24 protein-coding genes and 1 tRNA gene are annotated in these 24,842 nt (G+C 36.3%); 11 read left to right on the top strand and 14 right to left on the bottom strand.

Features of this window, described 5'->3' with window-relative positions; translation table 11 throughout:
* Nucleotides 1–494: 494 nt before the first annotated feature.
* The 3 genes from ACN4EE_RS15290 (at nucleotide 495) to ACN4EE_RS15280 (ending at nucleotide 2,602) form a co-directional block, all read left to right on the top strand.
* A complete protein-coding gene (locus tag ACN4EE_RS15290) occupies nucleotides 495–1,274 on the top strand; it encodes a photosystem II S4 domain protein (RefSeq protein ID WP_431707326.1) in 780 nt (259 codons plus the stop codon).
* 17 nt (nucleotides 1,275–1,291) lie between these two features.
* A complete protein-coding gene (locus tag ACN4EE_RS15285) occupies nucleotides 1,292–1,849 on the top strand; it encodes a manganese efflux pump MntP (protein ID WP_431707325.1) in 558 nt (185 codons plus the stop codon).
* 396 nt (nucleotides 1,850–2,245) lie between these two features.
* A complete protein-coding gene (locus ACN4EE_RS15280; RefSeq protein ID WP_431707324.1) occupies nucleotides 2,246–2,602 on the top strand; it encodes a hypothetical protein in 357 nt (118 codons plus the stop codon).
* Here ACN4EE_RS15280 and ACN4EE_RS15275 read toward each other — a convergent pair.
* From ACN4EE_RS15275 to ACN4EE_RS15265, 3 genes are all read right to left on the bottom strand, one after another.
* Nucleotides 2,582–3,010 (bottom strand): DUF6691 family protein, encoded by a 429-nt coding sequence (locus ACN4EE_RS15275; RefSeq protein WP_431707323.1) that lies wholly within the window; start codon nucleotides 3,008–3,010, stop codon nucleotides 2,582–2,584. The two genes, ACN4EE_RS15280 and ACN4EE_RS15275, sit on opposite strands and share 21 nt — an antisense overlap.
* 206 nt (nucleotides 3,011–3,216) lie before the next feature.
* Nucleotides 3,217–3,636 (bottom strand): YeeE/YedE family protein, encoded by a 420-nt coding sequence (locus ACN4EE_RS15270; RefSeq protein WP_431707322.1) that lies wholly within the window; start codon nucleotides 3,634–3,636, stop codon nucleotides 3,217–3,219.
* 144 nt (nucleotides 3,637–3,780) lie between these two features.
* Nucleotides 3,781–5,307: a YifB family Mg chelatase-like AAA ATPase gene (locus tag ACN4EE_RS15265; protein WP_431707321.1), complete on the bottom strand. Its 1,527-nt coding sequence runs from the start codon at nucleotides 5,305–5,307 to the stop codon at nucleotides 3,781–3,783.
* Nucleotides 5,308–5,545: 238 nt separating this feature from the next.
* Between ACN4EE_RS15265 and ACN4EE_RS15260 the strand changes: the two genes are divergently transcribed.
* Nucleotides 5,546–6,133 carry a CPBP family intramembrane glutamic endopeptidase gene (locus ACN4EE_RS15260; protein ID WP_431707320.1) on the top strand — a complete coding sequence of 196 codons (588 nt, stop codon included), beginning with the start codon at nucleotides 5,546–5,548 and terminating at the stop codon, nucleotides 6,131–6,133.
* Between the two features lie 201 nt (nucleotides 6,134–6,334).
* Entirely contained in the window at nucleotides 6,335–6,520 is a 186-nt protein-coding gene (locus tag ACN4EE_RS15255) for a hypothetical protein (RefSeq protein ID WP_431707319.1), read from the top strand.
* Between the two features lie 62 nt (nucleotides 6,521–6,582).
* On the opposite strand, the gene ACN4EE_RS15250 is transcribed toward ACN4EE_RS15255, so the two are convergent.
* On the bottom strand, nucleotides 6,583–7,671 hold the full coding sequence (locus ACN4EE_RS15250) for a pentapeptide repeat-containing protein (RefSeq protein ID WP_431707318.1): 1,089 nt from the start codon (nucleotides 7,669–7,671) through the stop codon (nucleotides 6,583–6,585).
* A 230-nt stretch (nucleotides 7,672–7,901) separates the two neighbouring features.
* Between ACN4EE_RS15250 and ACN4EE_RS15245 the strand changes: the two genes are divergently transcribed.
* The gene (locus ACN4EE_RS15245) at nucleotides 7,902–8,894 is read left to right on the top strand and encodes an aspartate carbamoyltransferase catalytic subunit (RefSeq protein ID WP_431707317.1); all 993 of its coding nucleotides are present in this window, start codon (nucleotides 7,902–7,904) and stop codon (nucleotides 8,892–8,894) included.
* 89 nt (nucleotides 8,895–8,983) lie between these two features.
* On the opposite strand, the gene ACN4EE_RS15240 is transcribed toward ACN4EE_RS15245, so the two are convergent.
* Nucleotides 8,984–11,077 carry a flotillin family protein gene (locus ACN4EE_RS15240; protein ID WP_431707316.1) on the bottom strand — a complete coding sequence of 698 codons (2,094 nt, stop codon included), beginning with the start codon at nucleotides 11,075–11,077 and terminating at the stop codon, nucleotides 8,984–8,986.
* A 163-nt stretch (nucleotides 11,078–11,240) separates the two neighbouring features.
* Nucleotides 11,241–11,987, bottom strand: coding sequence for a DUF1449 domain-containing protein (locus tag ACN4EE_RS15235; RefSeq protein ID WP_431707315.1), 747 nt, complete (start codon nucleotides 11,985–11,987; stop codon nucleotides 11,241–11,243).
* Between the two features lie 318 nt (nucleotides 11,988–12,305).
* Between ACN4EE_RS15235 and ACN4EE_RS15230 the strand changes: the two genes are divergently transcribed.
* The gene (locus ACN4EE_RS15230) at nucleotides 12,306–13,511 is read left to right on the top strand and encodes a class I SAM-dependent methyltransferase (protein WP_431707314.1); all 1,206 of its coding nucleotides are present in this window, start codon (nucleotides 12,306–12,308) and stop codon (nucleotides 13,509–13,511) included.
* Nucleotides 13,512–13,538: 27 nt separating this feature from the next.
* Here the strand turns inward: ACN4EE_RS15230 and urtA are convergent, their stop codons facing one another.
* From urtA to ACN4EE_RS15205, 5 genes are all read right to left on the bottom strand, one after another.
* Complete coding sequence (gene urtA / locus ACN4EE_RS15225; protein WP_431707313.1) at nucleotides 13,539–14,840, bottom strand: urea ABC transporter substrate-binding protein; 1,302 nt, start codon at nucleotides 14,838–14,840, stop codon at nucleotides 13,539–13,541.
* 194 nt (nucleotides 14,841–15,034) lie between these two features.
* On the bottom strand, nucleotides 15,035–16,186 hold the full coding sequence (locus ACN4EE_RS15220) for an NAD-dependent epimerase/dehydratase family protein (RefSeq protein WP_431707312.1): 1,152 nt from the start codon (nucleotides 16,184–16,186) through the stop codon (nucleotides 15,035–15,037).
* A gap of 363 nt (nucleotides 16,187–16,549) precedes the next feature.
* Nucleotides 16,550–17,107, bottom strand: a complete 558-nt coding sequence (locus tag ACN4EE_RS15215) for a hypothetical protein (RefSeq protein WP_431707311.1) — start codon at nucleotides 17,105–17,107, stop codon at nucleotides 16,550–16,552.
* 170 nt (nucleotides 17,108–17,277) lie between these two features.
* Complete coding sequence (lepA, locus tag ACN4EE_RS15210) at nucleotides 17,278–19,086, bottom strand: translation elongation factor 4 (protein ID WP_431707310.1); 1,809 nt, start codon at nucleotides 19,084–19,086, stop codon at nucleotides 17,278–17,280.
* A gap of 292 nt (nucleotides 19,087–19,378) precedes the next feature.
* A tRNA-Gly gene (locus tag ACN4EE_RS15205) sits at nucleotides 19,379–19,450 on the bottom strand.
* A 248-nt stretch (nucleotides 19,451–19,698) separates the two neighbouring features.
* Here ACN4EE_RS15205 and ACN4EE_RS15200 point away from each other — a divergent pair.
* Together ACN4EE_RS15200 and ACN4EE_RS15195 are read left to right on the top strand one after the other, a co-directional pair.
* Nucleotides 19,699–20,676: a cysteine synthase A gene (locus tag ACN4EE_RS15200; protein ID WP_431707309.1), complete on the top strand. Its 978-nt coding sequence runs from the start codon at nucleotides 19,699–19,701 to the stop codon at nucleotides 20,674–20,676.
* A gap of 98 nt (nucleotides 20,677–20,774) precedes the next feature.
* Complete coding sequence (locus tag ACN4EE_RS15195) at nucleotides 20,775–20,915, top strand: hypothetical protein (RefSeq protein WP_431707308.1); 141 nt, start codon at nucleotides 20,775–20,777, stop codon at nucleotides 20,913–20,915.
* A 32-nt stretch (nucleotides 20,916–20,947) separates the two neighbouring features.
* Here ACN4EE_RS15195 and ACN4EE_RS15190 read toward each other — a convergent pair whose 3' ends face one another.
* On the bottom strand, nucleotides 20,948–21,178 hold the full coding sequence (locus tag ACN4EE_RS15190) for a hypothetical protein (RefSeq protein ID WP_431707307.1): 231 nt from the start codon (nucleotides 21,176–21,178) through the stop codon (nucleotides 20,948–20,950).
* Nucleotides 21,179–21,316: 138 nt separating this feature from the next.
* On the opposite strand from ACN4EE_RS15190, the gene ACN4EE_RS15185 reads away from it, so the two are divergent.
* On the top strand, nucleotides 21,317–21,775 hold the full coding sequence (locus ACN4EE_RS15185; protein ID WP_431707306.1) for a DUF29 domain-containing protein: 459 nt from the start codon (nucleotides 21,317–21,319) through the stop codon (nucleotides 21,773–21,775).
* Between the two features lie 257 nt (nucleotides 21,776–22,032).
* Entirely contained in the window at nucleotides 22,033–23,640 is a 1,608-nt protein-coding gene (locus tag ACN4EE_RS15180) for a hypothetical protein (RefSeq protein ID WP_431707305.1), read from the top strand.
* 87 nt (nucleotides 23,641–23,727) lie between these two features.
* Here ACN4EE_RS15180 and ACN4EE_RS15175 read toward each other — a convergent pair whose 3' ends face one another.
* Both ACN4EE_RS15175 and ACN4EE_RS15170 read right to left on the bottom strand, forming a co-directional pair.
* Nucleotides 23,728–24,210 carry a hypothetical protein gene (locus ACN4EE_RS15175; protein ID WP_431707304.1) on the bottom strand — a complete coding sequence of 161 codons (483 nt, stop codon included), beginning with the start codon at nucleotides 24,208–24,210 and terminating at the stop codon, nucleotides 23,728–23,730.
* Nucleotides 24,207–24,647 (bottom strand): type II toxin-antitoxin system VapC family toxin, encoded by a 441-nt coding sequence (locus ACN4EE_RS15170; protein ID WP_431707303.1) that lies wholly within the window; start codon nucleotides 24,645–24,647, stop codon nucleotides 24,207–24,209. The genes ACN4EE_RS15175 and ACN4EE_RS15170 overlap by 4 nt, the downstream gene beginning before the upstream one ends.
* Nucleotides 24,648–24,842: the final 195 nt, after the last annotated feature.

Raw genomic sequence — 24,842 nt, 5'->3', positions numbered from 1 at the left:
GATGCCTCTATTTTGATTGGTAGCAATACCTGTCAGGGTAAGCAACCTCTATGAACCAAGAATCCCACGTACTTCAGTCGTGGGAGTGTCAATAATCCTTTAATCATAATGATATTCTCTCTCTTTTGACGGATTGACAACAAATTCTTTTTTCCCAGAGGAAAGAGTATTCTTGTTTAACACAAGATTGTTTCATAGTGTTGAACTCAATTACTTTTTTAAATTTTATCTCATTAATTTTGTGGCTGAACTCCAAATAACTAAATCTCTAAATCCCTTTTGAGTAGTTACTATTGTCATTTTACTTGTTCTCCTACTTGGATTAATTCTTGTATGATGTCCATTGGTTGAGTATGTTCATCATTGCCAATGGGCTTATTCTGCTTTAAGCTATTCTTAAATATGATAAGTTCTTTCCTTCTTGTTCACTTTCCTTCCTTGTACATCTGCGTACATCTGCATTCATTATTTATTTCGCTCAACTTAGTATATTAATGTTACCTAGAGAAGAATTACTCAAAAAAGTCGAAAATCGAGAAGAAATTGCTAAAATCATCGATAAAGCCGAAAAAGCTATCAAAACATGGGAATTAGTCGTAACAGACTTCCTTTCACCTCCCGTATTAGCGGAAATCAATCAAATTTTTGCTACCCTCACAGAAATGAAAGTAATTCCTTGGGGTGGTTATCCTCAAGCCGAAAGACAGAGAGTCGGTATCCATCGAGAAGAAGTGTTTGCCGATGAAACTCAAATTCCCCTTGTCGCCTTAGACATCGCTGGAAATTTCCTCTTTGACACCGCAACCCATAGAGATTTTTTAGGCTCAATTTTAGGTACTGGCATTGTCAGGGAAAAAATAGGAGATATAATCGTCTTGGGAGAAAGAGGTGCTCAAGTAATTGTTGTGGAAGAAATTGCTGATTTTCTCGAAATTAATTTAGCACAAGTGCGTTCTGTACCTGTTAAAACCACAAGAATTGACTTAACAGAATTAAAAATTCGCCCCCCAAAAATTAAAGAAATGACAACCGTTGAAGCATCTTTAAGATTAGATGCGGTGGCTTCTTTTGGCTTTGGGTTATCCCGTGGCAAAATGTCCGAAGCCATTAGTAATGGTGATGTGCGAGTAAATTGGAAAGAAATTACTCAACCCAGTTATAATGTCAAACATGGTGATTTAGTCTCTTTTCGTGGTAAAGGTAGATTAGAAATAGGCAATATTGAAGTTACTAAAAAAGAACGTTATCGTATTAATTTAACAAGATTTGTGTAAAAAAAGGTGAGTTTTTAATGAATTTTATTACAATTTTTTTGACTTCGGTGGGTTTAGCAATGGACGCTTTTGCCGTTTCTATTGGAGCTGGTATTACCCTTAAAAAAGTATCCACTAAAGATGCCGTAATAATTGCTACTTTTTTCGGTGGTTTTCAGTTTATAATGCCCTTATTAGGATGGTTTTCTGGTTTATTTTTTAGAGATTTTATCATCAGTATTGATCATTGGATTGCCTTTGGTTTATTAAGTTTTATTGGTGGGAAAATGCTTTATGAATCTTTCCAAGATGAGGAAGAAGAAGAAACTACAGATTTTCGTAATTTATACGTTTTATCCACATTAGCTTTAGCCACCAGTATAGATGCTTTAGCCGTAGGTTTAACCTTTTCTGTCATTCAAACTCCTATTGTTGAAGCGGCAATAATTATTGGAATTATTACTTTTATTATCTGTTTAATGGGGGTATTTATTGGTAATAAATTTGGACATTTATTTGAAAAACAAGCAGAAACAATCGGAGGGATTATTTTAATAGGTATTGGGGTTAAAATTTTAATTGAGCATTTATTTTAATCACAAATTTTTTAATTAAATGTACTGTATTGAACGAAAAATAGCGTTGTTATCCTGAAACTATTATCCCAACGTGTAGTAAATTACACGTCTAATAGATACCGTTCAATAAATTGAACTCAATTTCCACAAAAATATGATGATTTTTAATAATCATAAATATCCTACCTTAGCTATGATAAATTAATAAAAAAGGCTCTTCTACAGTAGCTATGATAAATTAACAGAAAATAAAAGCTATAAAACCTAATACCCTGCTACCCGATACCTAACACCTGACACCTATCCTCGTCAAAAGACTTTTCAAGATTTTCGATAAACTGTAAAAAAACTTTAAATAATTTCTTGAAAAAATTAATTAGAATGAAAAATAGGGAAAGTATTTAGAGAAAAATCATGGCTAAAATATTTATCAGTATAGTATTGTTAGGAACGATGAGTATTTACGGTAATGCTTCTGCTGTAATGGCACAAGAAGTAATCGATGAGAATATTCATACTACCAAAGACTCATTACAAGGTATCGATTCCAGAAGTGTAGCAGATAATTTCGATCGAGATCAAACTCCTAAATTAGATGTTACGATCGAAAGAGAACAAAAATCTCAAGGTAGTTTTTCTACGGGGAATGAATTTCTCGATTCTTTAATGAAGCCTCCTAGCACAGCAAAACCCTTGACGGGATACGAATTGAATACTAATCAAGGAGATGTGCCGTCAGGTAGTGGCACTTTACCCCTTATCAATTTTTAAGGATTTATAGGCTAAAGAACCTCCGATAAAGGCTAAAATGAAGATAATCGGGTTAAGAGTTAGTTGTACTAAGGATACCACAGCAGGACCTGGACAAAACCCTGAAATTCCCCAACCAATACCAAAAATCACCGCCCCAAGTATTAATTTTGTGTCAATATCATTGCGCTTGGGGAGGTAAAATTGTCGATCGAAGAAAGGATGTTCTAAGGGTAAAATAAACCTAAAACTAATTAATGTCACTCCTACTGCACCGCCAAGTACAAACATTAGGGTTACATCCCACTTACCCACAACATCGAGAAAACCTAAGACTCTTTCTCTATCTATCATTTGGGATATTGCTAATCCTAATCCAAATAATAAGCCACTGAATAACGCTATCAAATTTTGTTTATTGTTCATCATAAAAGAATTAATTAAGAATTGAGAATTAAGAATTGAGAATTAAGAATTAAGAATTAAGTGGTTAGAGATGATGAATTAATAGCCCAACGTGTAATGAATTACACGTCTAATAGTTTCACGTTCAATAAATTGAACTCTATATTTCAGGCGGATTTAAAAATTATCGATAAATGATTAACTATTCACTATGCACTATCAACTATTCACTATAAAAAATGGCGAATTATATAGACTGTCACCATGCCAGAAGCTAAAAAACTGATTACGGCTGTAAACGATCGAACTGACAATCTTCCCAAGCCACAAACACCATGTCCGCTAGTACAACCGTTCCCCATTCTTGTCCCAAAACCCACAAGAAAACCGCCGAGAATCATGGGAATTACCAAAACGTCATAGGTAGGAGTTTTAGGGAAAGGTAACAAATATTCATAGATAATCCCCCCTAATAGCATCCCTCCAAGGAAAAAAACTCTCCATATTTCTGATGGTTTAAATTCTAATACCCCATTAATCATGCCACTAATCCCTGCTATTCTACCGTTGAAGGCTAATAATATGGTGGCACTGATACCAATTAAAATGCCCCCGATTAATCCATAAATCCAACTAGGTTCGATCGTCATTACTTTTCATCATTTAACTATATAACTTTATGATAATAGGTATTGGATTTTAGTGTTAGGTTTTTGGTAAAATTGCATTTTATCAGTTCAATTTATTGAACTTTCTCTATGCCATTTTACCCCGACTTTGAAAAAACCCTGCTTTTAAACCATTCGATCGATGGTACGATACTGGATAGCTTCTGCCACATGGTGACTCTTTAAATATTCATCTTCTGCTAAGTCTGCGATCGTGCGTGATACCTTGAGAATACGATCCATTGCCCTTGCGGATAAACCTAATTTGCGAATTGCCCCCTCTAGTAAATTGCGACTAGAATCGTCTAATATACAGTACTCTCGTAAATGACGAGTTTGCATCTGTGCATTGCAAGTAATGTTATCTCCTTTAAAACGCTTTTGGGCAATATGTCGAGCTTTTTTCACCCTTTCTCTGACGATTTCGGAACTTTCTCCTGTTTTTTGAGTAGTCATTTCTTCGGGTTTCAGCCTACTTACTACCACTTGTAAGTCAATTCGATCGAGCAGAGGACCAGATAATTTTGCCCAATATTGTTCTCGTTGTCGTGGTGAACAAGTACAAGGTTGGATGGAATCCCCAAAATAACCGCATGGACAAGGGTTGGTAGCACATATCAAAGTAAATTGAGCAGGAAAAAGAACCGATTGTTTTGCTCTTGAAATCACAATAAAACCGTCTTCTAGGGGTTGGCGGAGAAATTCTAATACACTACGTTTGAATTCCGTTAATTCATCGAGGAAAAGCACACCTTGATGTGATAAAGATATTTCTCCTGGTTGCGGAAAAGAGCCTCCTCCCACCAAAGCCACTCCACTAGCGGAATGATGAGGACTCCGAAAAGGGCGCTCTCGTATTAATGAGCCTTTATTTTTGAGCAATCCTGCCACGGAATAAATTTGTGACACTTGCAACGCTTCTTGAAAGTCTAAAGGGGGTAAAATACTTGACAATCGCCTTGCTAACATGGTTTTACCCGCCCCCGGAGGACCAACAAAAATAACATTATGTCCTCCCGCCCCTGCAATTTCTAACGCCCTACGTCCATGATTTTGTCCTTTAACATCCCTTAAATTATAGACTCGATCGAGCAAATTATTGTTATCCTCTTCTTCTTCAAAAATTGTGGGAGTAAAACTAAAGGGATTTTGTAAAAATTCTGCTACCTCATTAATATTACTTAATCCATAAACCTTGATGCCTTCCACTACAGAGGCTTCTTGGGCGTTATCTTTTGGTACAATAATCCCCCTAAAGCCTAATTTTTCAGCAGTGACGGCGATGGGTAATACTCCTGCCACTGAACGCAAACTACCATCTAAAGACACCTCCCCTAAAAATAAATAATCGTTAAGGTAGGTAGGATCGATTTGTTCGGAAGCCGCTAAAATGCCTATACTGATAGGTAAATCAAAACTTGGTCCTTGTTTTCTCAAATCCGCAGGAGAGAGATTCACCGTTATTTGTCTGACAGGGAAAGCAAAACCAGAATTTTTCAGGGCCGCTTTTACCCTTTCTCTTGACTCCTGTACAGCAGTATCAGGTAAACCCACCACAATCACTTTAGGTAATCCCCCCGACACATCGACTTCTACCCCTACCTTTACGGCATCAATACCCACAACGGTAGCACTCCAAACCCTCGCTAACATAAGCAATGAATAATAATGAACGACATATAATTTATCATACTCAAAATAAGAGAGGCGAACATTTTATGTTAAACGAGGTAATAGAAAACGTATTAAAACTTAAATTTTTGTAAATATTTAAAGGAACGAAATGTGTTAGTTTAGAGAAATAGAACAAATAAAACTGATAAAAAGTAATTAATTTTTTAACCCTAAGAGAAGGAAAAACCAGAACATTTATATTCCTTATTCATTAAATATGACAGGTAACAACCAACCTCCCGTACAATCTTTTACTCGCATGGAAATTTTAATTTTTATGGGGGTAACATCTCTGATTTTATTAATTATTTCTCAATTGTGGCGTTATTTTGGAAGTGTCAAAATTATTCCTGTAATCTTTACTTTTCAAGCTGTCGGATGGGGTATTGCCCTTGGTTTTGCTATTATTAGTGCAAGTCTGATTCTAAGTCAAATATGGGAAAAATATCGACAAAGTGCCGAGCAATATTTAGACTTAATCATCACTCCTTTAGTATTTCCCGATTTAATTTGGGTGGGGTTGTTACCCGGATTAAGTGAAGAATTGTTATTTAGGGGTGTCATGATTCCAGCTTTCGGTTATGATGTATTAGCTCTTATAATTTCTAGCTTAATTTTTGGTGTCTTACATTTGAGCGATCGACAAAATTGGCAATATGCTTTATGGGCGAGTATTATTGGTTTTGTCTTTGGTTATACAGCCTATATCACTGGAAATTTATTGATTCCTATTATTGCTCATATTTTCACGAATAGTGTATCTAGTACTATTTGGAAAATTAAAAAAATGTCGGCAATTCAATAATTCGATCGAATCGATTTAAGAAAGTTTAAAATAGTAAAAAATTGATTAAATTATTATGTTTAAAGATTGGAATTTTGACGATTGGATGAATCATATTTTATTTGTTTTTACAGTTTTATTATTACTATATTCGTTTATCTTTATTTGATAAGTGAGGGCTTATTAATTATGAATGTTAAATCAGCTATTTTTTCAGGAATTATGACATCTCTAATTGTGGCAATGATTGCCTTAGCAGTAAATCACATTTCTGAAAGACATCAGCGCCGAAGAATTGTCGTCACGGGGGGGGCGATTTTAGGTTTTGCCCTAGGTTGTGCTTTTCAAGGCATAAAAGATCAAAAAGACACTCGTTATGAAGAAGAATCCTTCAACGAAAATGAATAATGAATAATGAATAATATTAACTCCTTTAATTCTTATAATTCCTAATTCCTAATTCCTAATTCCTAATTAAATATTGCTCCTTCTTTAATTAATTCTTGTTTTTTCTCATCATCTAAACCTAAATTAGAAGCAAAAATTGCCTCTTTTACATTGGTTTTTCCTAAGCTAGTATTTTGTAAATTAGTATTAGTTAAATTAGCATAACTTAAGTTTGCTCCAATGACATTAGCTAAGGCTAAACTAGCACTTTGTAAATTAGCATTTTCTAAATTTGTACCTTCTAAATATGCACCACTTAAATCCGCACCACTTAGTTTTGTGTATTTTAAATTTGCCTCACTAAAGTCTGTATCGGTTAAGTCTGCACCCCTTAAATTACTATAGGAAAAGTTACTGCTACTTAAGTTTAAACCACTTAAATTAACTCCTGTTAAATCTCCTCCTGCAAAGTCTGTTAAGGGATTTAATCCTGCTATTTCTGCTAATTCCATAAAATTATCTTTTTGACTTCTATAAATGAATTGAATCATTTTTTTTAAGATATTGCTTTCTATGGTTAAAACTTCATCTTTGTTTTCATGGGATAAATTAGAAGGGTTAACATTGTCTTGAGATTGAAAAATAGCTTGACTAATATAGGGTTTAAAATAATTATTTTCAATAAATTCAGCTAACTTTCTCTCTAAAATTGCGTGTTTATTGGGAGTAATATCATGAAGCCATAAACCTTCAATATCGCTTAAGAAAATACTTGCTTTTTTAGCTACTATTTGAGCTGTTAATTCCGATGATGAATCTTCTATTTCTATCACTGCTAACTTGAGATTAGAAAGATTCTCTTGTAATAATTTTTGCTCTTTGATAGGATTAATTTTCCATGTAGGTTGTGCTGAAAAAACTGAATCAACGATCGAAACTAAATCAGTATTTATTTGACATTTTTCCACTAATTTGATATTGTTTAATCCTAAAATTAATTGGCTTGATCGAAGTGAAAAATTTACTTTTCCCTCTAGGATTTTCTCTTGTTGTTGACCAAATTTGAGATTAAGATATACGCCAAATTTATTGTTAGTATTTTCTTCAGGAATAACATTTAATTCCATTAAAACACAGTCGGGACATTGATTATGGGATTCTAATAATTGCATAATTAAAATAGAGAATTAATATACTTAATTTATCAAAAAATGAACATTAAATAAAAGAAAAAGATGTAAAACGAGCATCTTGCCCGTATCTAAATTATAAGTAATTTCCATGACTAAATTGAATTGCTAGATCATCTCAGGTATGATAGGTAAGGCAAATCTGTGAGCTATTATTAATAGTGCTGGAATGTCATTATATTATCTCATCAAACCTTGTTATATCATAGAAAATGACTGCTACATCTTGGACACGAAAACATATTATATCCTTAGAAGACTTTTCGATCGAGGAGTATAACACCGTTTTAACTACCGCTTCGAGTTTTAAAGATGTTTTACAAAGTCGCACAAAAAAAGTTCCAGCGTTGCAAGGGCAAGTTGTCGCTAATATGTTTTTTGAACCTTCCACCCGTACTCGTAGTAGTTTTGAACTAGCGGCAAAAAGATTATCAGCAGATATATTAAATTTCGCACCAAGTACATCGTCTTTAACCAAAGGAGAAACCATTTTAGACACCGCTAAAACTTATTTGGCAATGGGTGCAAATATCATGGTAATTCGTCATAGTGAGTCAGGTGTACCGTTGAATATTGCCTTAGAAATGGATAGATTGCAGTCGGGGGTGAGTATTTTTAACGGCGGTGACGGCTTACATCAACATCCCTCTCAAGGGTTGCTAGACTTGTTTACCATCTGCTCATCTTTAAACAGTAAAAACCCTCAAATTTCCTTGCTAAAAGACAAAAAAATCGCCATTGTCGGGGATATTCTTCATTCTAGGGTTGCTCGTTCTAATATTAACAGTTTACTCGCTAGTGGCGCTCAAGTTCATTTAGCTTCCTCTCCCACCCTCTTACCTTCCCTATTTGCGGATATTGTCCATGATAAATATAAGGATAGATTGTTTTTGCATTGGCAGTTAAAACCGGCTTTAGAAAACGCTGATTTTGTGATGACTTTACGATTACAAAAGGAACGTATGACAGATTACCTGTTACCCAGTCTCAGAGAATATCATCAACTATTCGGCATAACCCTCGATCGATTACAATGGTGTAAACCAGAAGTAAAAGTGTTACACCCTGGACCTGTAAATAGAGGAGTTGAGATAAGTTCAGAATTGATGGATAATCCTGACTATAGCCTAATTTCTGATCAAGTTACCAATGGAGTTGCCGTGCGCATGGCGTTACTCTATCTCATAGGCAATTATAAAGGATAGGTGGAATTTGCTCAAAAAGCAGGATTGTTTCAAAGTTGAGGTAAAACTTGAGATACGGGCAAGATGCCCGTTTTACAATTTTTTCCTAATTATAAGGCTTCCGATCGAGTCCAAGGGGAGAAATCTAAATTTTCCTCCTCAGATTCCTCGATTTCTTCCTGATATTCAGGCTCATTTTGGGGAGTATTTTTTTCGGTATTAATATTAGTAGAATTAGTAAAATTATTAGTCAAAAGACTATCATTATTTACCGTTTCATTAGACTGTAATAACCCTTTAATTTGCCCGATAATATTACCTAATTTTCCTTCATCTAAGAGAGTATTAATTAAAGATAATCCACTGGTAGAAAGTAAGATTTTATTAATATCATTAGAGGAATTTGTGCCATTACCATTTAACCCCGGAAAAGCATAAATTCTCGCATCCCCTAAAACTCCCGGTTGCGGTGATAAGGATTTGAGAATTTCGGGTAATTGAGGGGCGATCGAGGGTAAAATGACTTTTATGAGGTCAGCCGTGCGATTCGCATTATTAAGGTTATTCTCCGCTTGGATAACAGCTAATTTACCTTGAGCCTCTGCCAATAATTTATACTTTTCAGCATCCGCTAAAGTACGGATGGATTCGGCTTCCAATTCGGCGGCTTGACGAGCGATTTCCGCTTGACGACGACGACGGAAAACATCGATTTCCACCACGTTTTGATCGGTAATACGTTTTTCCGCCGCTTCCCTTTCTGCCACAATTAAGGATAATTTTTTCTCCCTTTCCGCATTTTCCACCTTACGAGCAGTGTTTACCGCTTCTTCGGCTTTCGCTTTTTCAGCTTCGGCGGTGAATCTTTCTCGCTCTTTTTGTGTAATAGCGATCGATGCTTCTTGTTGTGCTATCTGAGACTGCTGATCAGCTTCGGCAATGGCAATTTGTGCCAGTAATCGGGTAGCTTCAACGGTACGTTGTCGATCGATTTCAGCAACTTCTCCCTCTTGTGCCTGAGAAATTTGAGCGATTCTTAACTCTTTGTTACGCTCTTCTAAAGCAATACTAGCATCAATTTGACTTTGTTGTACTGCTAACTGTTGCTTAATTCTTTCTTCTTCAATGGCTTGTTGTTGCAAAATTTTATTACGTTCAATTTTAGCCTGTTCTTGATCTCTTGCTTCTTGCACTTCCCTTTCTCGTTGAACTTTGAGAAATTCAATTTCTTTCATTTGTGCTAATTTAGCTTCTTCTTGATCTTTTTTAATAGTTAAAGATTGTTTTTCGGCGGCTAATTCTTGTTGTTGAATAGCCACTTGAGTACTTAATTCAATTTCTCTTTTTTCTCGTTGAGTATCCAATTCTACTGCTAATTTTTGTTTGATAGATTCTTGGATGGTTTCCGTGCGTAAACGAACCCCTTGAGCGTCAAAATAATTATTTTCATCGTAGGTATCGCTTTCTTCAATTTCTGAAATAGCAATATTATTTAAAGTTAAACCAACCTTTCTTAAATCCTGTTGAATGAGGTTTAAAACTTCTTCAGCAAAACCTAATTTATCGGAGTCAATTTCAGCGATACTTTTCTTTTTCGCCGCCGCTCGAATAGCATCATCAGCACGTTTTTCGAGGGCATCTTTTATATCTTCGGCGGAAATTTTACCCTGTTTAGATAACCGTTGAGAAGCTGTTAAAACGGCATCTTTATCAGCACTAATACAAACATAAAAAGTCACCCTCATATTAGCTCGTAAATAGTCCTTAGTACGCACCGCCAAATTGCCCTGTCTGACTACATCGATCGAAATTTCTCTTAAAGGTACTCTAGTTAATTCATGGATACCGGGGATAACCATACAACCCCCATTCAGAATAACTTTTTTATCCTTAGCAAAAAAGCCTCCATTACGCACAAAAGCCTCGTTATTAGGAGTAACAACATAAACCCTTGTATAACCCCAAATTGCCAGAACTAAAAGAAGAACTAACCCACCAATTAATCCACCAAAAAAGCTAATACTTCCTAGATTTAATTGAGCTAAATTAGAATTAGTATTAATGGGGATTTCCCTTATTAAATTACTCGTTAAAGGATTACTATTTTCTGATGAATTAATGTCAAAAGAATTATTATTATTTAGCTCAAAATTTTCTAAATTACTAATAGGTAAAGATTGAATAAACTGTAACCAAAAATTCATGGTTTTAACTCCTTTTTTTTATATAATTTAAAACTGATGTATCATAACCTCAAAGATTTTTGAGATTGCTTCGTTACCTCGCAATGACACAAACAATTACTGATTATTCATTACTTATTACTCATTACTCATTACCCATTACTCATTACTCATTACTCATTACTCATGACTCATTCCGTGAATTAAGCCATTTATCCTCATCAGAAGTATCTTTAGCGATGGCAATAAAATAGTGTTTTTGTCGATCGATAATAAGAATATCTTGTCCTCTATGGGGTATTACTTTAGCCCAGTCGGGTAAACAAACTTCGATCGTGACTAAATTACGAGCATTATCCAAAACATCAGCTTGAGCAATTCTCCCTTCGATGACGTAGGGAACTTGTTTAGATGTAACCGAACCGATACAGCCGATAAGTCGATCGCCATCAACCTCCTCCCCAAAATTAGCGAAGATTTTACCAATGGGATTAGATAACAATTTACCGATGTAAATACTAAAGAAGAAAGAAATAACAAAAATGACAAAGGCGATAAAACCTTGAGGAATGCCGTTAAGAAAACCACCGATGGTGACATTTAAAAACCAACCCGATACACCCCACACAGAAAAATCAATAGCTAACAAAATTAAGAGGGGACATTTTCCCACCCCAAACCACGATAAAAATGAGAGAAAACTCACATCGTTGTCAGTTTCTATATCTGCATTGACATTTCCTTCTATATCACCATCAATATCCCCGTCAATGTCAGCATCAACATCCATATCGACATCAACATCGACATCCATATCAACATCGGTATCTAAATCTTGCTCATCTCCTCCAGAAATAATCACAAGGAGAAACAGAAAAACACCGATACCGAGAAAAATCCAGTAAGTTAAATTAGCTATATCGAAAAGCATGGTTTTAGGGCAACAAATTAATTGCCGACTAGCTCCTATTTACTAGCTTATCCTTAGATTTAAGATTCGGTTCAAAATGTAAAGAAAGTTATCGATTTATCAAAGAATGTTCGATCGAACCAAAATAATTATGGTTGAAGTTTAATTAATTTTATGACTCCGTTAGAACTTTATCGAGAAACCTGACACCTCCAGTCAACAACTAATTCTATTTTTGCGTAACATCAGTTATTAATTTAACTTAATACTCGATACCTTTTTAATGATGACCATTTCGATCGATAATAAATAGTTGATCCATAGTAAGTATCGATAAAAATGTCCGAAGTTAGAAAAGCTGTTCAAAAACTTTATAACACATATCCTTTTCCACCTGATCCTTTATTAGACGAACCACCTCCGGGGTATAATTGGCGTTGGCACTATCAATCAGCGTATAACTTTTGTACTGGAATGAAACCCCAACAGGAAAAAATTCGTATTTTGGATGCTGGTTGTGGTACAGGTTCAGGCACGGAATATTTAGTCTTACACAATCCCTATGCAGAAATAGTTGCCGTTGACTTAAGCGAAAATGCCCTCGCCACAGCCCAAAAACGTCTCGAAAAATCAGGGGTATTAAACAATTTTCACGGTACAATCACTTTTAAACAACTTCCCTTAGAATCCGCTACTACTTTAGAGGGTACTTTTGATTTAATTAATTGTGTTGGCGTATTACATCATTTACCCGAACCCGAAATAGGTATTAAAGCCCTAGCGGAAAAATTGGCAGAGGGAGGCATAATGCACATTTTCGTTTATGGTGAGTTGGGCAGATGGGAAATTGCTTTAATGCAAAAGGCGATCGCACTGCTACAGGGTGACAAAAGAGGTGATTACACTGACGGTGTGAAGGTTGGTAGGGATGTTTTTGCCACTTTACCCGAAGATAATCGTTTAGTGGTGAAAGAAAAACAGCGTTGGCAATGGGAAAATCAACGAGATGAATGTTTTGCCGATATGTATGTGCATCCTTGCGAGACGGATTATAATATTGACACTTTATTCGATTTTATCAAGGTTTCTGGTTTAGAATTTATTGGGTTTTCTAATCCTGATACATGGCAATTAGAGAGATTAATTGGGAAAAATCAAGACTTAATTAATAGGGCAAATAATTTGACTCCTCAACAACGTTTTCGTTTGATCGAACTGCTCGATCCTGATAATATTACTCACTATGAATTTTTCTTAGCAAAACCACCTTTAAAAAGAGCAACTTGGGCGGATGATGAGTTATTAAAAATGGCTAAACCTGAGTTAAATCCGTGTCTATTTGGTTGGGAAAGTAAGGGGTTATTAGATTATCAATTTCAACCTATAACCCTTGATGATGAGGAGTTTATTTTCATGCAATATTGTGCCAAAAATCCTCAAGCAAATTTAACAGTAAATGATATTATTACCCAAACTAATTTAAGTCTCGATCGAGTTCGATCGATGATCAAAAAACAACTTGTTATGATGAGTGTTAATTCTTAATTCTTAATTCTTAATTTTTAATTCTGACTAACTCATTTTAAATCTACCACCCTTAGCAGGATCAGTCCAATCACAAGAATAACCTTTGGTTTCAGCTACAAACTGATTCCAAGGTACAGCGTCAATGGGTCCATCGGTAGCATAGACAATATCAAATAAACCATCATCTCTCACTTGACCAATACGCACGGTTTTCGCAATATGATGATTAGGTAATAGTGTAACAGGTCCATGAGGAGCGGGGAAAGTTTGTCCCACGGCGCTCGATCGAACTTTCTCAATATCATCTACACCACCGGCGGCTTCAACAGCTTGTTTCCAGAGATATACCATAGTATAAGCCGCTTCCATAGGATCATTCACCACCCGATCTTGACCATATTCTGCCTTGAAAGCCTCGACAAATTTAGTGTTTTCAGGACTTTCAACGGTTTGAAAATAATTCCACGCCGCATAATGCCCTTTGAGATATTCAACCCCAATTTGTTGTACTTCTTCTTCCGCAATACTTACGGACATAACAGGATATTTGTCAGGAGTTAAACCAGCCGCCTGAATTTGCTTAAAGAAAGCTACGTTACTATCACCATTAAGACTATTAAAAATTACACCGCCATCAGGCAAGGCATTTCTAATCTTGGTAATAATAGGGGTAACTTCAGTATTTCCTAAAGGTAAATAATCCTCCCCGACAACTTTACCGCCTTTAGCCTCTAATTGAGCTTTAATGATGGTATTTGCAGTACGAGGGAAAACATAGTCAGAACCGACTAAGAAAAACTCTTTCCCTTTGTTTTCTAATAACCAGTCCACCGCAGGTTCAATTTGTTGATTAGGAGCAGCCCCCGTATAAAATATATTACGAGAACATTCTTGACCTTCGTATTGTACGGGATACCATAACATATGGTTTTTGGATTCAAACACTGGTAATACGGCTTTGCGACTTGCAGAAGTCCAACAACCGAATACTGTAGCGACTTGATCTTGATCTATCAGTTTATTAGCTTTTTCTGCAAAAGTATCCCAGTTAGACTGTCCATCTTCCACAATGGCTTCGATTTGTTTGCCTAAAACCCCTCCAGAGGCATTAATTTCTTTGATTGCTAGTTTTTCAGCATCAACCACACTGGTTTCACTAATTGCCATAGTACCACTGAGGGAGTGTAAAATACCGACTTTAATGGTATCTCCACTGGCGGAGGGTTCTGTAGGAGTTACGGCAGTATCATCGGCGGGTGGAGCATCTCCACAGGCTTTTAACAATAAACTCGTTCCGATCGTAGCAGAGCCATATAAGAGAAATTTTCTTCTACCAAGTCTGGACATGATTTAATTCTTACTATTTTTCTGTGTTAGACTTAATCATGGTAAAGATAAGGTTAATAAAATTATGTATCTTAGGATACATTTTTCTCTAAGGGAAATCGGACTGTGGAACAATTAATCCTGTTCATTCTCAGTTTGACATAAAAAATAAGAAAAAACTCTGTCTTTCCTAATTCCTAATTCCTAATTCAAATTTATCTGCGCCAAGATACTTTAGGTAAAATTTGTTCCATATCAACTCTGCCTTGATACTTTTGAGCAAAGTTAAGTAAAGAATCGAGGAGAGAATCAGAGAGATAATGAGGTTGTAAGCCTAAATCTAATAAGTTAGTATTTTTAGCGTTAAAATAGTGTTTTTCTAACTCTACTCTTGGATTTTCAATATTATTAACTTCCACTTTTAAGCCTAAAGTTGTACCTGCTTTTTGTACCATACTTGCTAAGTCATTGATACTGAATAACTCGGTGAATTGATTAAACACACGGAATTTTCCAGCTTCCGCAGGATTGGCGATGGCAAGTTCCATACAACGTACAGTATCACGAATATCGAGGAAAGCGCGAGTTTGTCCACCACTACCATATACTGTTAAAGGATGTCCGATGGCGGCTTGAATACAGAAACGATTTAAAGCAGTACCGAAAACACCATCATAGTCAAGGCGGTTAATGAGTAACTCATCCATACCTGTTTCTTCCGTTAACACACCATAGACAACCCCTTGGTTTAAATCTGTGGCACGAATACCCCATACTTTACAAGCAAAGTGAATATTATGGCTATCGTGAACTTTACTTAAATGATAGAAACTACCCGGTTGTTTGGGATAGGGTAACACATCTTTACGCCCGTTATGCTCAATTTCAATATAACCTTCTTCAATATCAATATTTGGTGTACCATATTCGCCCATTGTACCCAACTTCACTAAATGAGAATCGGGAAACTCCTCTTTGATAGCATAGAGAATGTTTAACGTACCTACTACGTTGTTAACTTGAGTAAATACAGCGTGTTCTCGATCGATCATCGAATAGGGTGCGCTACGTTGTTCGCCAAAATGTACGATCGATTCTGGTTCAAACTTACGAAAGGCTTTGATTAAAAAATCGTAATTAGTAATATCACCAATAAATAACTCAATTTTTTTACCCGTTAATTCATACCAACGTTGAATCCTTTGCTTAATTGGTGCAATAGGAGTTAAAGTATCGACTCCTAACTTACTATCCCAATGACGACGACCTAAACTATCGAGAATAGCTACATCATAACCTTTATTTGATAAATGGAGCGCCGTTGCCCAACCGCAATAACCGTCTCCGCCTATTACTAATGCTTTCATTTCTATTATTTTTAACTAATTATCAATATTTAGGTAATTTACCAATTATTGGCACACAAAAGATCATCAAAATCTTTTTTTTCTAAGTTTTTTTCTTGAACTTATTACTCTTTACTTTTTCTTAACCAAAAATTTCAGCATAAAACAGCGCCGCTTCGAGAAGTAACGAGTCTTACTTTCTGGCGATAGGCTTTATCCCCCGTTCCAGAAGTCTTGAATACTGTTAATTGATTTATGTCAATTATTTATTAAATAGACTTCTCCAGAAATTATGATTTTATCACCGTAGAACAGGCATCTTGCCTGTATTTTTTAAGATGTCTGTTATAATCCAATTTTTACGTTTGATTTATTCAGCAAATCCTAATTATTTTGATTCTCTCCAAACAAATGATCTAATATCCTCTTATTTTCCGTTTGCAATCCCTTGATTTCTGATTGCATGGTTTTAATATCAGACTGCATAGTTTTCATGATTCCGACACTCTCGACAAACATTTCACTCAGAGAAGCCATTTGTAGTCGAACTTCGCTAATTTCTGCTTGATTTTGTGCGGTTTGTGCCACTAATGCCTGAATATCCGCTCTAATTTCTGCTTGATTTTGTGCCGTCTGTGCTACCAATGCTCGAATATCCGCTTGATTTTGTGCGGTTTGTGCTACCAATGCTCGAATATCAGTTTGATTTTGTGCGGTTTGTGCTACCAATGCTCGAATATCAGTTTGATTTTGTGCGGTTTGTGCTACCAATGCTCGAATATCAGTTTGATTTTGTGCGGTTTGTGCCACTAATGCCCGAATATCAGTTTGATTTTGTGCGGTTTGTGCCACTAATGCCCGAATATCATTTTGATTATTAACGGCAACTTTTGCACAAGTTTCTAAAAGTATCTCTACCTGTTTTAATCTTTGTTCTGACATCTTATTTCATTAAGTTAATCAACTGTAAAACATTATATTCTATTAATGGTGGGCGGTGCATCGCCCTACATTTTTAGAAGTTTCACACTTATAGCAAAAGTAAAACATTGAGATTTCTTCGTTCCTCTCGAAATGACAGAATATCATTAGAGGTGTGTAAGACTTACATTTTATGAGTCTAGTTTTAATACTGCCATAAATGCCGATTGGGGTACATCCACAGTGCCGATCGATTTCATGCGTTTTTTACCCTTAGCCTGTTTCTGTAACAGTTTTTTCTTACGACTAATATCACCGCCGTAACATTTAGCTAAAACGTCTTTTCTCAGGGCAGGAATATGCTCACTAGCGATAACTTTTGCACCGATGGAGGCTTGAATGGGTACTTTAAATTGATGACGGGGGATCAATTCTTTGAGTTTTTCTGTCAATGCTCGTCCTACATTATAGGCTTTGTCTCGATGCACAATCATGGCTAAAGCATCCACAGGGTCTTTATTTACCAAAATATCCAAACGTACTAAGGGATTTTCTCGGAAGCCTATTAGTTGATATTCCATACTAGCATAGCCTCTCGATCGAGATTTGAGTTGATCAAAAAAGTCTGTCACCACTTCCGCCAAAGGTAACTCATAAATCAAGTTTGTGCGGTTCATAGTAAAGTATTTCATATCAACAAAAATACCTCGCCGACTCTGACATAATTCCATCAAAGTACCCACATAATTCTCAGGGGTAATCATTTCTACCTTGATGTAAGGTTCTTCTATCTTAGTGCGTTTTTGAGGATCAGGTAAGGCACTAGGATTGTCAATTTCAAGGACTTCTCCATCGGTAGTCGTGACTCGATAAACTACGGAAGGTGCAGTAATAATTAAGTCTAAATTGTATTCTCTTTCTAGGCGCTCTTGGACAATTTCCATGTGCAGTAAACCTAAGAAACCACAACGAAAACCAAAACCCATAGCGCTGGAGGTTTCAGGTTCAAAGGAAAGCGCGGCATCGTTTAATTTGAGCTTTTCTAATGCCTCTTTCAAGTCGCCATATTGATCAGCATCAATGGGGAATAAGCCACAAAATACCATAGGTTTGGCTTCAGTATAACCGGGTAAGGCTTCCGAAGCAGGATTGTTGACTAGAGTAATGGTATCTCCTACCCTTGCATCTCCTACGGCTTTGATGGCGGCGGCTAAATACCCTACTTCTCCTGCGTGGAGTTCATTCACTTGTACTTGAGTCGGAGATAATACTCCCACTTCGTCTAATTCATATTGTTTACCAGATGCCATTAAGAGGATTCGATCGCCCTTTTTGATTTTTCCATCCATAACACGGAAATAAACAATGACTCCACGATAGGGATCATAATAACTATCAAAAATCAAGGCGCGTAAAGGTTGATCAACGGTATCCTCTGGGGGGGGAACTCGATCGACAATGGCTTCTAAAATATCATCAATGGCAATACCAGTTTTAGCAGAAGCATGGATAATGTTAGTACAATCTAAACCTACAACATCTTCAATTTCTTTAATAACTCGTTCGGGTTCAGCGCTTGGTAAATCGATTTTATTTAAAACAGGGATAATCTCTAAATTATTTTCTAAGGCTAAATAGACATTAGCTAAAGTTTGTGCTTCCACTCCCTGAGAGGCATCCACGACTAATAACGCCCCCTCACAGGCGGCGAGCGATCGAGATACCTCGTAGGAAAAATCAACGTGTCCGGGGGTATCAATCAAATTTAATACATAATCTTCACCATCTTTTGCTTTATAGTCCATTCGAGCGGCTTGAAGTTTAATGGTGATACCTCTTTCCCGTTCTAAATCCATATTATCGAGGAATTGAGCCTTCATATCTCGATCGCCTACAGTACCTGTTACTTGTAACAAACGGTCTGCTAAAGTGGACTTACCGTGATCAATATGGGCAATAATAGAAAAATTCCGCAGTCGTTTAACGGGAGCGTCAGTCATAAATTTATCTTCTCAAAACTTAGCAATGAAAAATTAACGTTTCTTAACTTATTATAGTGAATAATGGATGGTGAATAATGAATAATAAATAGCAAATCATAAACAATACACATTTATTCTTTCGCCAACAAATTCATAAATGTAAAAAAGTTAATGATATATAAAATTTATGTCCCTCTAACAATATTCTATCAATCAAAGGCGTAGCGACAGAATCTCAGTCCGTTAATTTTCAAATAAATATAGAGTTATTTTTTGTCTAGTATTTTGTAAACATACTGCTAATTAATCAAGCGGGTAACGCGATTCGAACGCGCGACATTCACCTTGGCAAGGTGACGCTCTACCACTGAGCTATACCCGCATTTGCCACATTTATTATTATGCCTCAGACAAGAAAAAAAGTCAAGGTTATTATCAAAAAAATTTTTAACTTTGAAAAACTTTGCTTGATGAGATTGCTTCAGATTGCTTCGTACCTCGCAACGCAAAGCGCCTCGCAATGACGAAAAGAATGAAGAATTAACAATTAATAACTATAAAAAATTTTTCTGTGGGGTCGATCGAACTGTACAATAGAAAATCTGAGACTATAGAAACAAGTATTGAGTAATGGATATTAAAGACGGCTTTGTAGGAACTATTGGCAATACTCCCTTAATTCGCTTGAACAGTTTTAGTGAAGCAACAGGGTGCGAAATCTTAGGGAAAGCGGAGTTTTTAAATCCGGGGGGATCGGTGAAAGACCGTGCGGCACTTTATATAATTCAACAAGCCGAACAACAAGGATTATTAAAGCCGGGGGGTACTGTAGTAGAAGGCACTGCTGGAAATACTGGTATTGGTTTAGCCCACATCTGCAATGCGAAGGGTTATAAATGCGTCATTGTCATTCCTGAAACTCAATCTCAAGAAAAAATGGACGCTTTAAGAACTTTAGGTGCGGAAGTTAGAGCTGTTCCTGCTGTACCCTATAAGAATCCCAATAATTATGTCAAATTGTCGGGGAGGATTGCCCAAGAAATGGAAAATGCAATTTGGGCGAATCAGTTTGATAATTTAGCAAATCGTCAAGCTCATTATGAGACAACAGGCAAAGAAATTTGGCAACAAACCGATGGAAAAGTCTCTGCTTGGGTTGCCGCTACGGGTACTGGTGGCACTTTTGCAGGTGTTTCTTTGTTTTTGAAAGAGCAAAACCCTGATATTAAATGCGTTTTAGCTGATCCTTTGGGTAGTGGTTTATATAGCTATGTGAAAACAGGGGAAATGAAAATTGAGGGTAATTCCATTACAGAGGGTATCGGTAACAGTCGAGTTACGGCTAATATGGAAAATGTACCCATTGATGATGCTATCCAAGTTACAGATCAAGAAGCAGTGGACGTACTTTATCAATTATTGCGTCAAGAAGGCTTATTTATGGGTGGTTCAGTTGGTATTAATGTAGGGGCGGCTGTTACCTTAGCTAAACAATTAGGACCAGGTCACACGATCGTAACGGTGTTATGTGATGGTGGAGGGCGTTATCAATCCCGTCTTTATAATCGTGAATGGTTAGAATCAAAAGGTTTATCTGTTTACCCCTAAAAATGAACAAGGGGGATAAACCCCCTTGCTACTCCCGTCTCCTGTTTGTTCCCTTTCTCCATTTATTATTATACTATAAAATTAAAAATTTTTCTATCATGCAATTTATTCGTCAACAAATCGTTCCTTTAATCACTATTTTAATCGCCTTATTTGCTTTAGTAACGGTATCAGCACGGAGTTTTATGGATGCGGATTTAGCCCAACCTGCCCCTATAGAGCAATCTTTTTCCAAGTAGCTGATGCTCAAAAAATCTGACGACTAAAAAAATTAATTTCTGATTTTGACAATTTTGGGTGCAAAAACAGGGATGCGGATACATAGTAACGTTAACAATGCTAATAAATGTATTGACCAATGTGCCACCGCAAAGCCCCAAATCACTAATATAACGGCGGTAAAAATTGTTAACACGAGATGAATTTCCTGATTAGTCCGTTTGTAAATGATGACACTAATGATCGACATTAACAGTAAGAGAATCATAAACAGAGTAATCATATTATTTCGCCTCGATAATTCTGTGACTCTACTTTAGCATTTTTATTTTACCCTCTCGGTAAAATGTTATACTTTAGGTTCGATCGTCATAAAACTTTATTTATCTTAACAATCAAGATTTTTCAGAAGGTTAATAAAATGAGAGTAATTGACTGCTTAGATTTGAAAAATTTATATGAAGTAGATGGGGCTTTATGGTTAGAAAAAACCGTAGAATTATTGCAAGAAAAAAAATTTAATGAGTTAGATTTAGACAACTTAATTGCAGAAATTATCGCTATGGGGATTAGTCAAAAAAAGGAACTAAAAAATCGTCTCCGAGTCTTAATCATGCACCTACTTAAATATAAATATCAAACGGATAAAAGATCAAAAAGCTGGTTACAAATCATTATCGAACAACGCCGTCAATTAGAAGATTTATTAACATATAATCCCAGTTTAAAATCCCATTTATTAGAAGTCATGGATAAATGTTATCAAGATGCAAGAAAAGATGGTAGCAAAGAAACAAGTTTACCTTTACAAACATTTCCTCTAACTTCTCCTTTTTCTATAGAACAAATTTTAGATCATGATTTTTTCCCTCAAAATTAAATCAAAAAGAAATATTGTTTTTACTTATATAAATATATAATTAATTTAAAGTACTTACTTATCAAGGAACTTTACAGAAACTTTATATAATTATTCAGTGTTTATACTGATCTATTTAGCTCGATCGTGGGGTACAATTAATCTCATAACAGTAGATATGACTATTTTTGTTATTTTGAATACAAATTTCAGCATTTATTTAAGAAACTATTTTTAATTCATCTATAATCCCCACCCACTGATAAGAGGAAAAAGCTATGTTAGACCGTCAAAACCCCGAAAAAAAAGACAGTATCATCCCTCGTTTGATCAATCCTTTCTTATCTTTCCATACACAGAATCAAACAGGCACAACTTTAGTAACAGGGGTTGCCCTTGGCTTGATTGCCCTTGGGGGAGCAACTTTAGCTATTGCAAAAGCAGGACAAAATAAAACTAATACGATCGCTGATGAAAATACAAAACAGGTGTTATCCGTTACAGAAGGTGGGATAAATAATTTAATAGCTCAGTTAAGTACACCAAAGGGAAGACCATTACTTCTTCTCAATAATGATCCTAATGGTTTACTACAATGCACCTCTAATTGTGATCAGTGGAGTTCGGAAGTAGCAAATACAGTTATACAAAGTTATAATGTTACACCAGCTAATGCTTGTTCTTCTGCAAGTATAAGTAGTGAAACAACTATTATTCCTAATGACAGATCACAAAGTTTAAGGGCAAGTCAAAATATTGGCAGTGGTGCTTCGGCAGGAGATTTTCAATTATTAGCCTATAGATATGTTCCGAACGATTCTAGTAATCCTACTGGTGGTGGAATAGGACGTATGTTAGTGCAAGGAAATTTGAGTCAAACTGGTAAAGATAATAATAAAGCCCGTTTTGAAGTAAGATTTCCTGTAACTATTCAACCCGCTTCGGGTGGTGGTGCTGGCGGAGCTGCACTCATGGGAAATAAAATTGATTTAAAAAAAACTGACGTGAAAGCAGATTCGGTTGTTTGTACAAATCCGGCTCTTTGTGCTATCACTTGTTCTTCTGGTGCAACTAACCCTACAGATGCCCAATTAAAAACGGCAATTGGTGCAGAAAGTAATGCAGTCATTACTGGTTTAACTACGGCGAACGCTACCCTCAAGGTTGGTGGCTCTGTGATTCCTCCAATACCAGCAGTCCCAGCAGTAGCAACGATAAATAATCTCAATAATATTACAAGCACTGTCAAATTACCTCGTACTGTGGGAGATGGGTCGGGAGTAACAGTAAATGATGTTCCTCATGTAGTTAATGGAGTAACAACGTATTATTATCAAATTGCTGATTGGACTAGCAATAGTTCTGTTCTGATTAAAAATGGTCAAACTGCACAATTTAGAGTTTATGTTTCTGGTAATATCAATTATTCAGGAAATAATGGCATAGGAATTGAAACAGTTGGTACGGGCAACCCTCCGCCCATTGCTCCAACCCCTGGGCAAATACGTCTTTTCGGTGGTTTTGCTAATGGGAATCCTCCAAGTACAACTCAAACATGGAATTTTGGAGGAACTTTTTGCCAGACTGCCTTTCTCCATGCTCCTAATTCTAATGTAACTTTTAATGGTGGTGGTGCTGGATGTAGTGGAATGACAGTTCCCAATCCTACTGGTACTGGTACAATTACTTTTCCCTCAAATAATGCTCCTAATTTTTATGGAGCAGTTTGGGTAAATCAATTTTTAGCTGGAAGTACCAATTCTACATATTTTTATGAACAACCTGGTATTATGACCGTTCTTACTAGCTCTTATGGTGCTGGTGCTTTTAGTCCTCAGTCTGTAGTAATGAACTCTATTAGTCAATTTGAAAGAAGAGGGTTATAAGCATTTATTTGTGTTGAGAAAAATTCGATCGAGCTTTTTGTTAGGGTTCGATCTTTTTTTATGGAGTTGATTAGATTGCTTCGTGCCTCACAATGACACAAGGGGGGGTTCGATCGATTTGGGGATTGCTTCTTGCCTCGCAATGACATAGGGGGAAGTTCGATCGATTTTAGGGATTGCTTCGTGCCTTGCAATGACACAGGAGGGATTCGATCGATTTGGGGATTGCTTCGTGCCTCGCAATGACATAGGGGGAGGTTCGATCGATTTTGGAGATTGCTTCGTGCCTCGCAATGACACAAGAGAAGGTTCGATCGATTTTAGGGATTGCTTCGTGCCTCGCAATGACAGAAGGGGAGGTTCGATCGATTTGGAGATTGCTTCTTGCCTCGCAATGACATAGGGGGAAGTTCGATCGATTTGGAGATTGCTTCGTGCCTCGTAATGACATAGGGGGGGAGGTTCGATCGATTTTGGAGATTGCTTCGTGCCTTGCAATGACACAGGGGGAGTTCGATCGATTTTAGGGATTGCTTCGTGCCTCGTAATGACAGAAGGCTGAAAATTCACAGTATCAGTAAGTTTGTAAAAGGTTCGTGATTTTTCCAGCGATAGGTATTAAAATCACGTTTATCGGTGGATAAAATACGCCCATCTTCTAAATCTTCTGCAAGAATAACTAAAGAAGCATCTGCTAAATCCATTGGTAGATTTTGATATTTTTCGATCAACTTTTCTATTCGGTTTAAATGGCTTTCTTCCAAGTTGAATAATTGAAATCGTTGTTTATGTTGTTGAAATAATTTGATTAATTGTGTTTGTTTCTGTACCCCTATATTTTTGTCGATAGAACGTTTTAATAATAAATGACAAGTTTCTGTTAAAACAGTCCAAGTAGTAATTAATGTTTCTTGTGGATATTTAGCTAAGGTTTGTTGTGCCAGTTTATGATAATCATCTTTATCATTGAATAAAGCTACCCAAAACCCAGTATCAACAATGATCATATTTGCCGCTCTATGAAACTTACTCAAACTTGATCAAGAATGGTCAAGTTCCCACTCTTCATGGGATGGACGTTCACTTCCTGCTTCACCGAATCCCTAATAGACTTGCCATTAAGTTGGTTTGACTCTCCACAGGCTTTACTTTCCGACAAGCTATCGGTAGTTGGATATAACTCCAAATTAATACTAGCATTC

The sequence above is a fragment of the Geminocystis sp. CENA526 genome, assembly GCF_050753365.1.
GTDB lineage: Bacteria > Cyanobacteriota > Cyanobacteriia > Cyanobacteriales > Cyanobacteriaceae > Geminocystis.
Note: the sequence above shows the minus strand (reverse complement) of the source record. Positions and strands in the feature narration are given on the sequence as shown.

Excerpts from the sequence above, each read along its gene's own strand:
- ACN4EE_RS15290 (WP_431707326.1), top strand. The coding sequence starts at position 495 with ATGTTACCTAGAGAAGAATTACTCAAAAAAGTCGAAAATCGAGAAGAA.
- ACN4EE_RS15285 (WP_431707325.1), top strand. The coding sequence starts at position 1,292 with ATGAATTTTATTACAATTTTTTTGACTTCGGTGGGTTTAGCAATGGAC.
- ACN4EE_RS15280 (WP_431707324.1), top strand. The coding sequence starts at position 2,246 with ATGGCTAAAATATTTATCAGTATAGTATTGTTAGGAACGATGAGTATT.
- ACN4EE_RS15275 (WP_431707323.1), bottom strand. The coding sequence starts at position 3,010 with ATGATGAACAATAAACAAAATTTGATAGCGTTATTCAGTGGCTTATTA.
- ACN4EE_RS15270 (WP_431707322.1), bottom strand. The coding sequence starts at position 3,636 with ATGACGATCGAACCTAGTTGGATTTATGGATTAATCGGGGGCATTTTA.
- ACN4EE_RS15265 (WP_431707321.1), bottom strand. The coding sequence starts at position 5,307 with ATGTTAGCGAGGGTTTGGAGTGCTACCGTTGTGGGTATTGATGCCGTA.
- ACN4EE_RS15260 (WP_431707320.1), top strand. The coding sequence starts at position 5,546 with ATGACAGGTAACAACCAACCTCCCGTACAATCTTTTACTCGCATGGAA.
- ACN4EE_RS15255 (WP_431707319.1), top strand. The coding sequence starts at position 6,335 with ATGACATCTCTAATTGTGGCAATGATTGCCTTAGCAGTAAATCACATT.
- ACN4EE_RS15250 (WP_431707318.1), bottom strand. The coding sequence starts at position 7,671 with ATGCAATTATTAGAATCCCATAATCAATGTCCCGACTGTGTTTTAATG.
- ACN4EE_RS15245 (WP_431707317.1), top strand. The coding sequence starts at position 7,902 with ATGACTGCTACATCTTGGACACGAAAACATATTATATCCTTAGAAGAC.
- ACN4EE_RS15240 (WP_431707316.1), bottom strand. The coding sequence starts at position 11,077 with ATGAATTTTTGGTTACAGTTTATTCAATCTTTACCTATTAGTAATTTA.
- ACN4EE_RS15235 (WP_431707315.1), bottom strand. The coding sequence starts at position 11,987 with ATGCTTTTCGATATAGCTAATTTAACTTACTGGATTTTTCTCGGTATC.
- ACN4EE_RS15230 (WP_431707314.1), top strand. The coding sequence starts at position 12,306 with ATGTCCGAAGTTAGAAAAGCTGTTCAAAAACTTTATAACACATATCCT.
- urtA (WP_431707313.1), bottom strand. The coding sequence starts at position 14,840 with ATGTCCAGACTTGGTAGAAGAAAATTTCTCTTATATGGCTCTGCTACG.
- ACN4EE_RS15220 (WP_431707312.1), bottom strand. The coding sequence starts at position 16,186 with ATGAAAGCATTAGTAATAGGCGGAGACGGTTATTGCGGTTGGGCAACG.
- ACN4EE_RS15215 (WP_431707311.1), bottom strand. The coding sequence starts at position 17,107 with ATGTCAGAACAAAGATTAAAACAGGTAGAGATACTTTTAGAAACTTGT.
- lepA (WP_431707310.1), bottom strand. The coding sequence starts at position 19,086 with ATGACTGACGCTCCCGTTAAACGACTGCGGAATTTTTCTATTATTGCC.
- ACN4EE_RS15200 (WP_431707309.1), top strand. The coding sequence starts at position 19,699 with ATGGATATTAAAGACGGCTTTGTAGGAACTATTGGCAATACTCCCTTA.
- ACN4EE_RS15195 (WP_431707308.1), top strand. The coding sequence starts at position 20,775 with ATGCAATTTATTCGTCAACAAATCGTTCCTTTAATCACTATTTTAATC.
- ACN4EE_RS15190 (WP_431707307.1), bottom strand. The coding sequence starts at position 21,178 with ATGATTACTCTGTTTATGATTCTCTTACTGTTAATGTCGATCATTAGT.
- ACN4EE_RS15185 (WP_431707306.1), top strand. The coding sequence starts at position 21,317 with ATGAGAGTAATTGACTGCTTAGATTTGAAAAATTTATATGAAGTAGAT.
- ACN4EE_RS15180 (WP_431707305.1), top strand. The coding sequence starts at position 22,033 with ATGTTAGACCGTCAAAACCCCGAAAAAAAAGACAGTATCATCCCTCGT.
- ACN4EE_RS15170 (WP_431707303.1), bottom strand. The coding sequence starts at position 24,647 with ATGATCATTGTTGATACTGGGTTTTGGGTAGCTTTATTCAATGATAAA.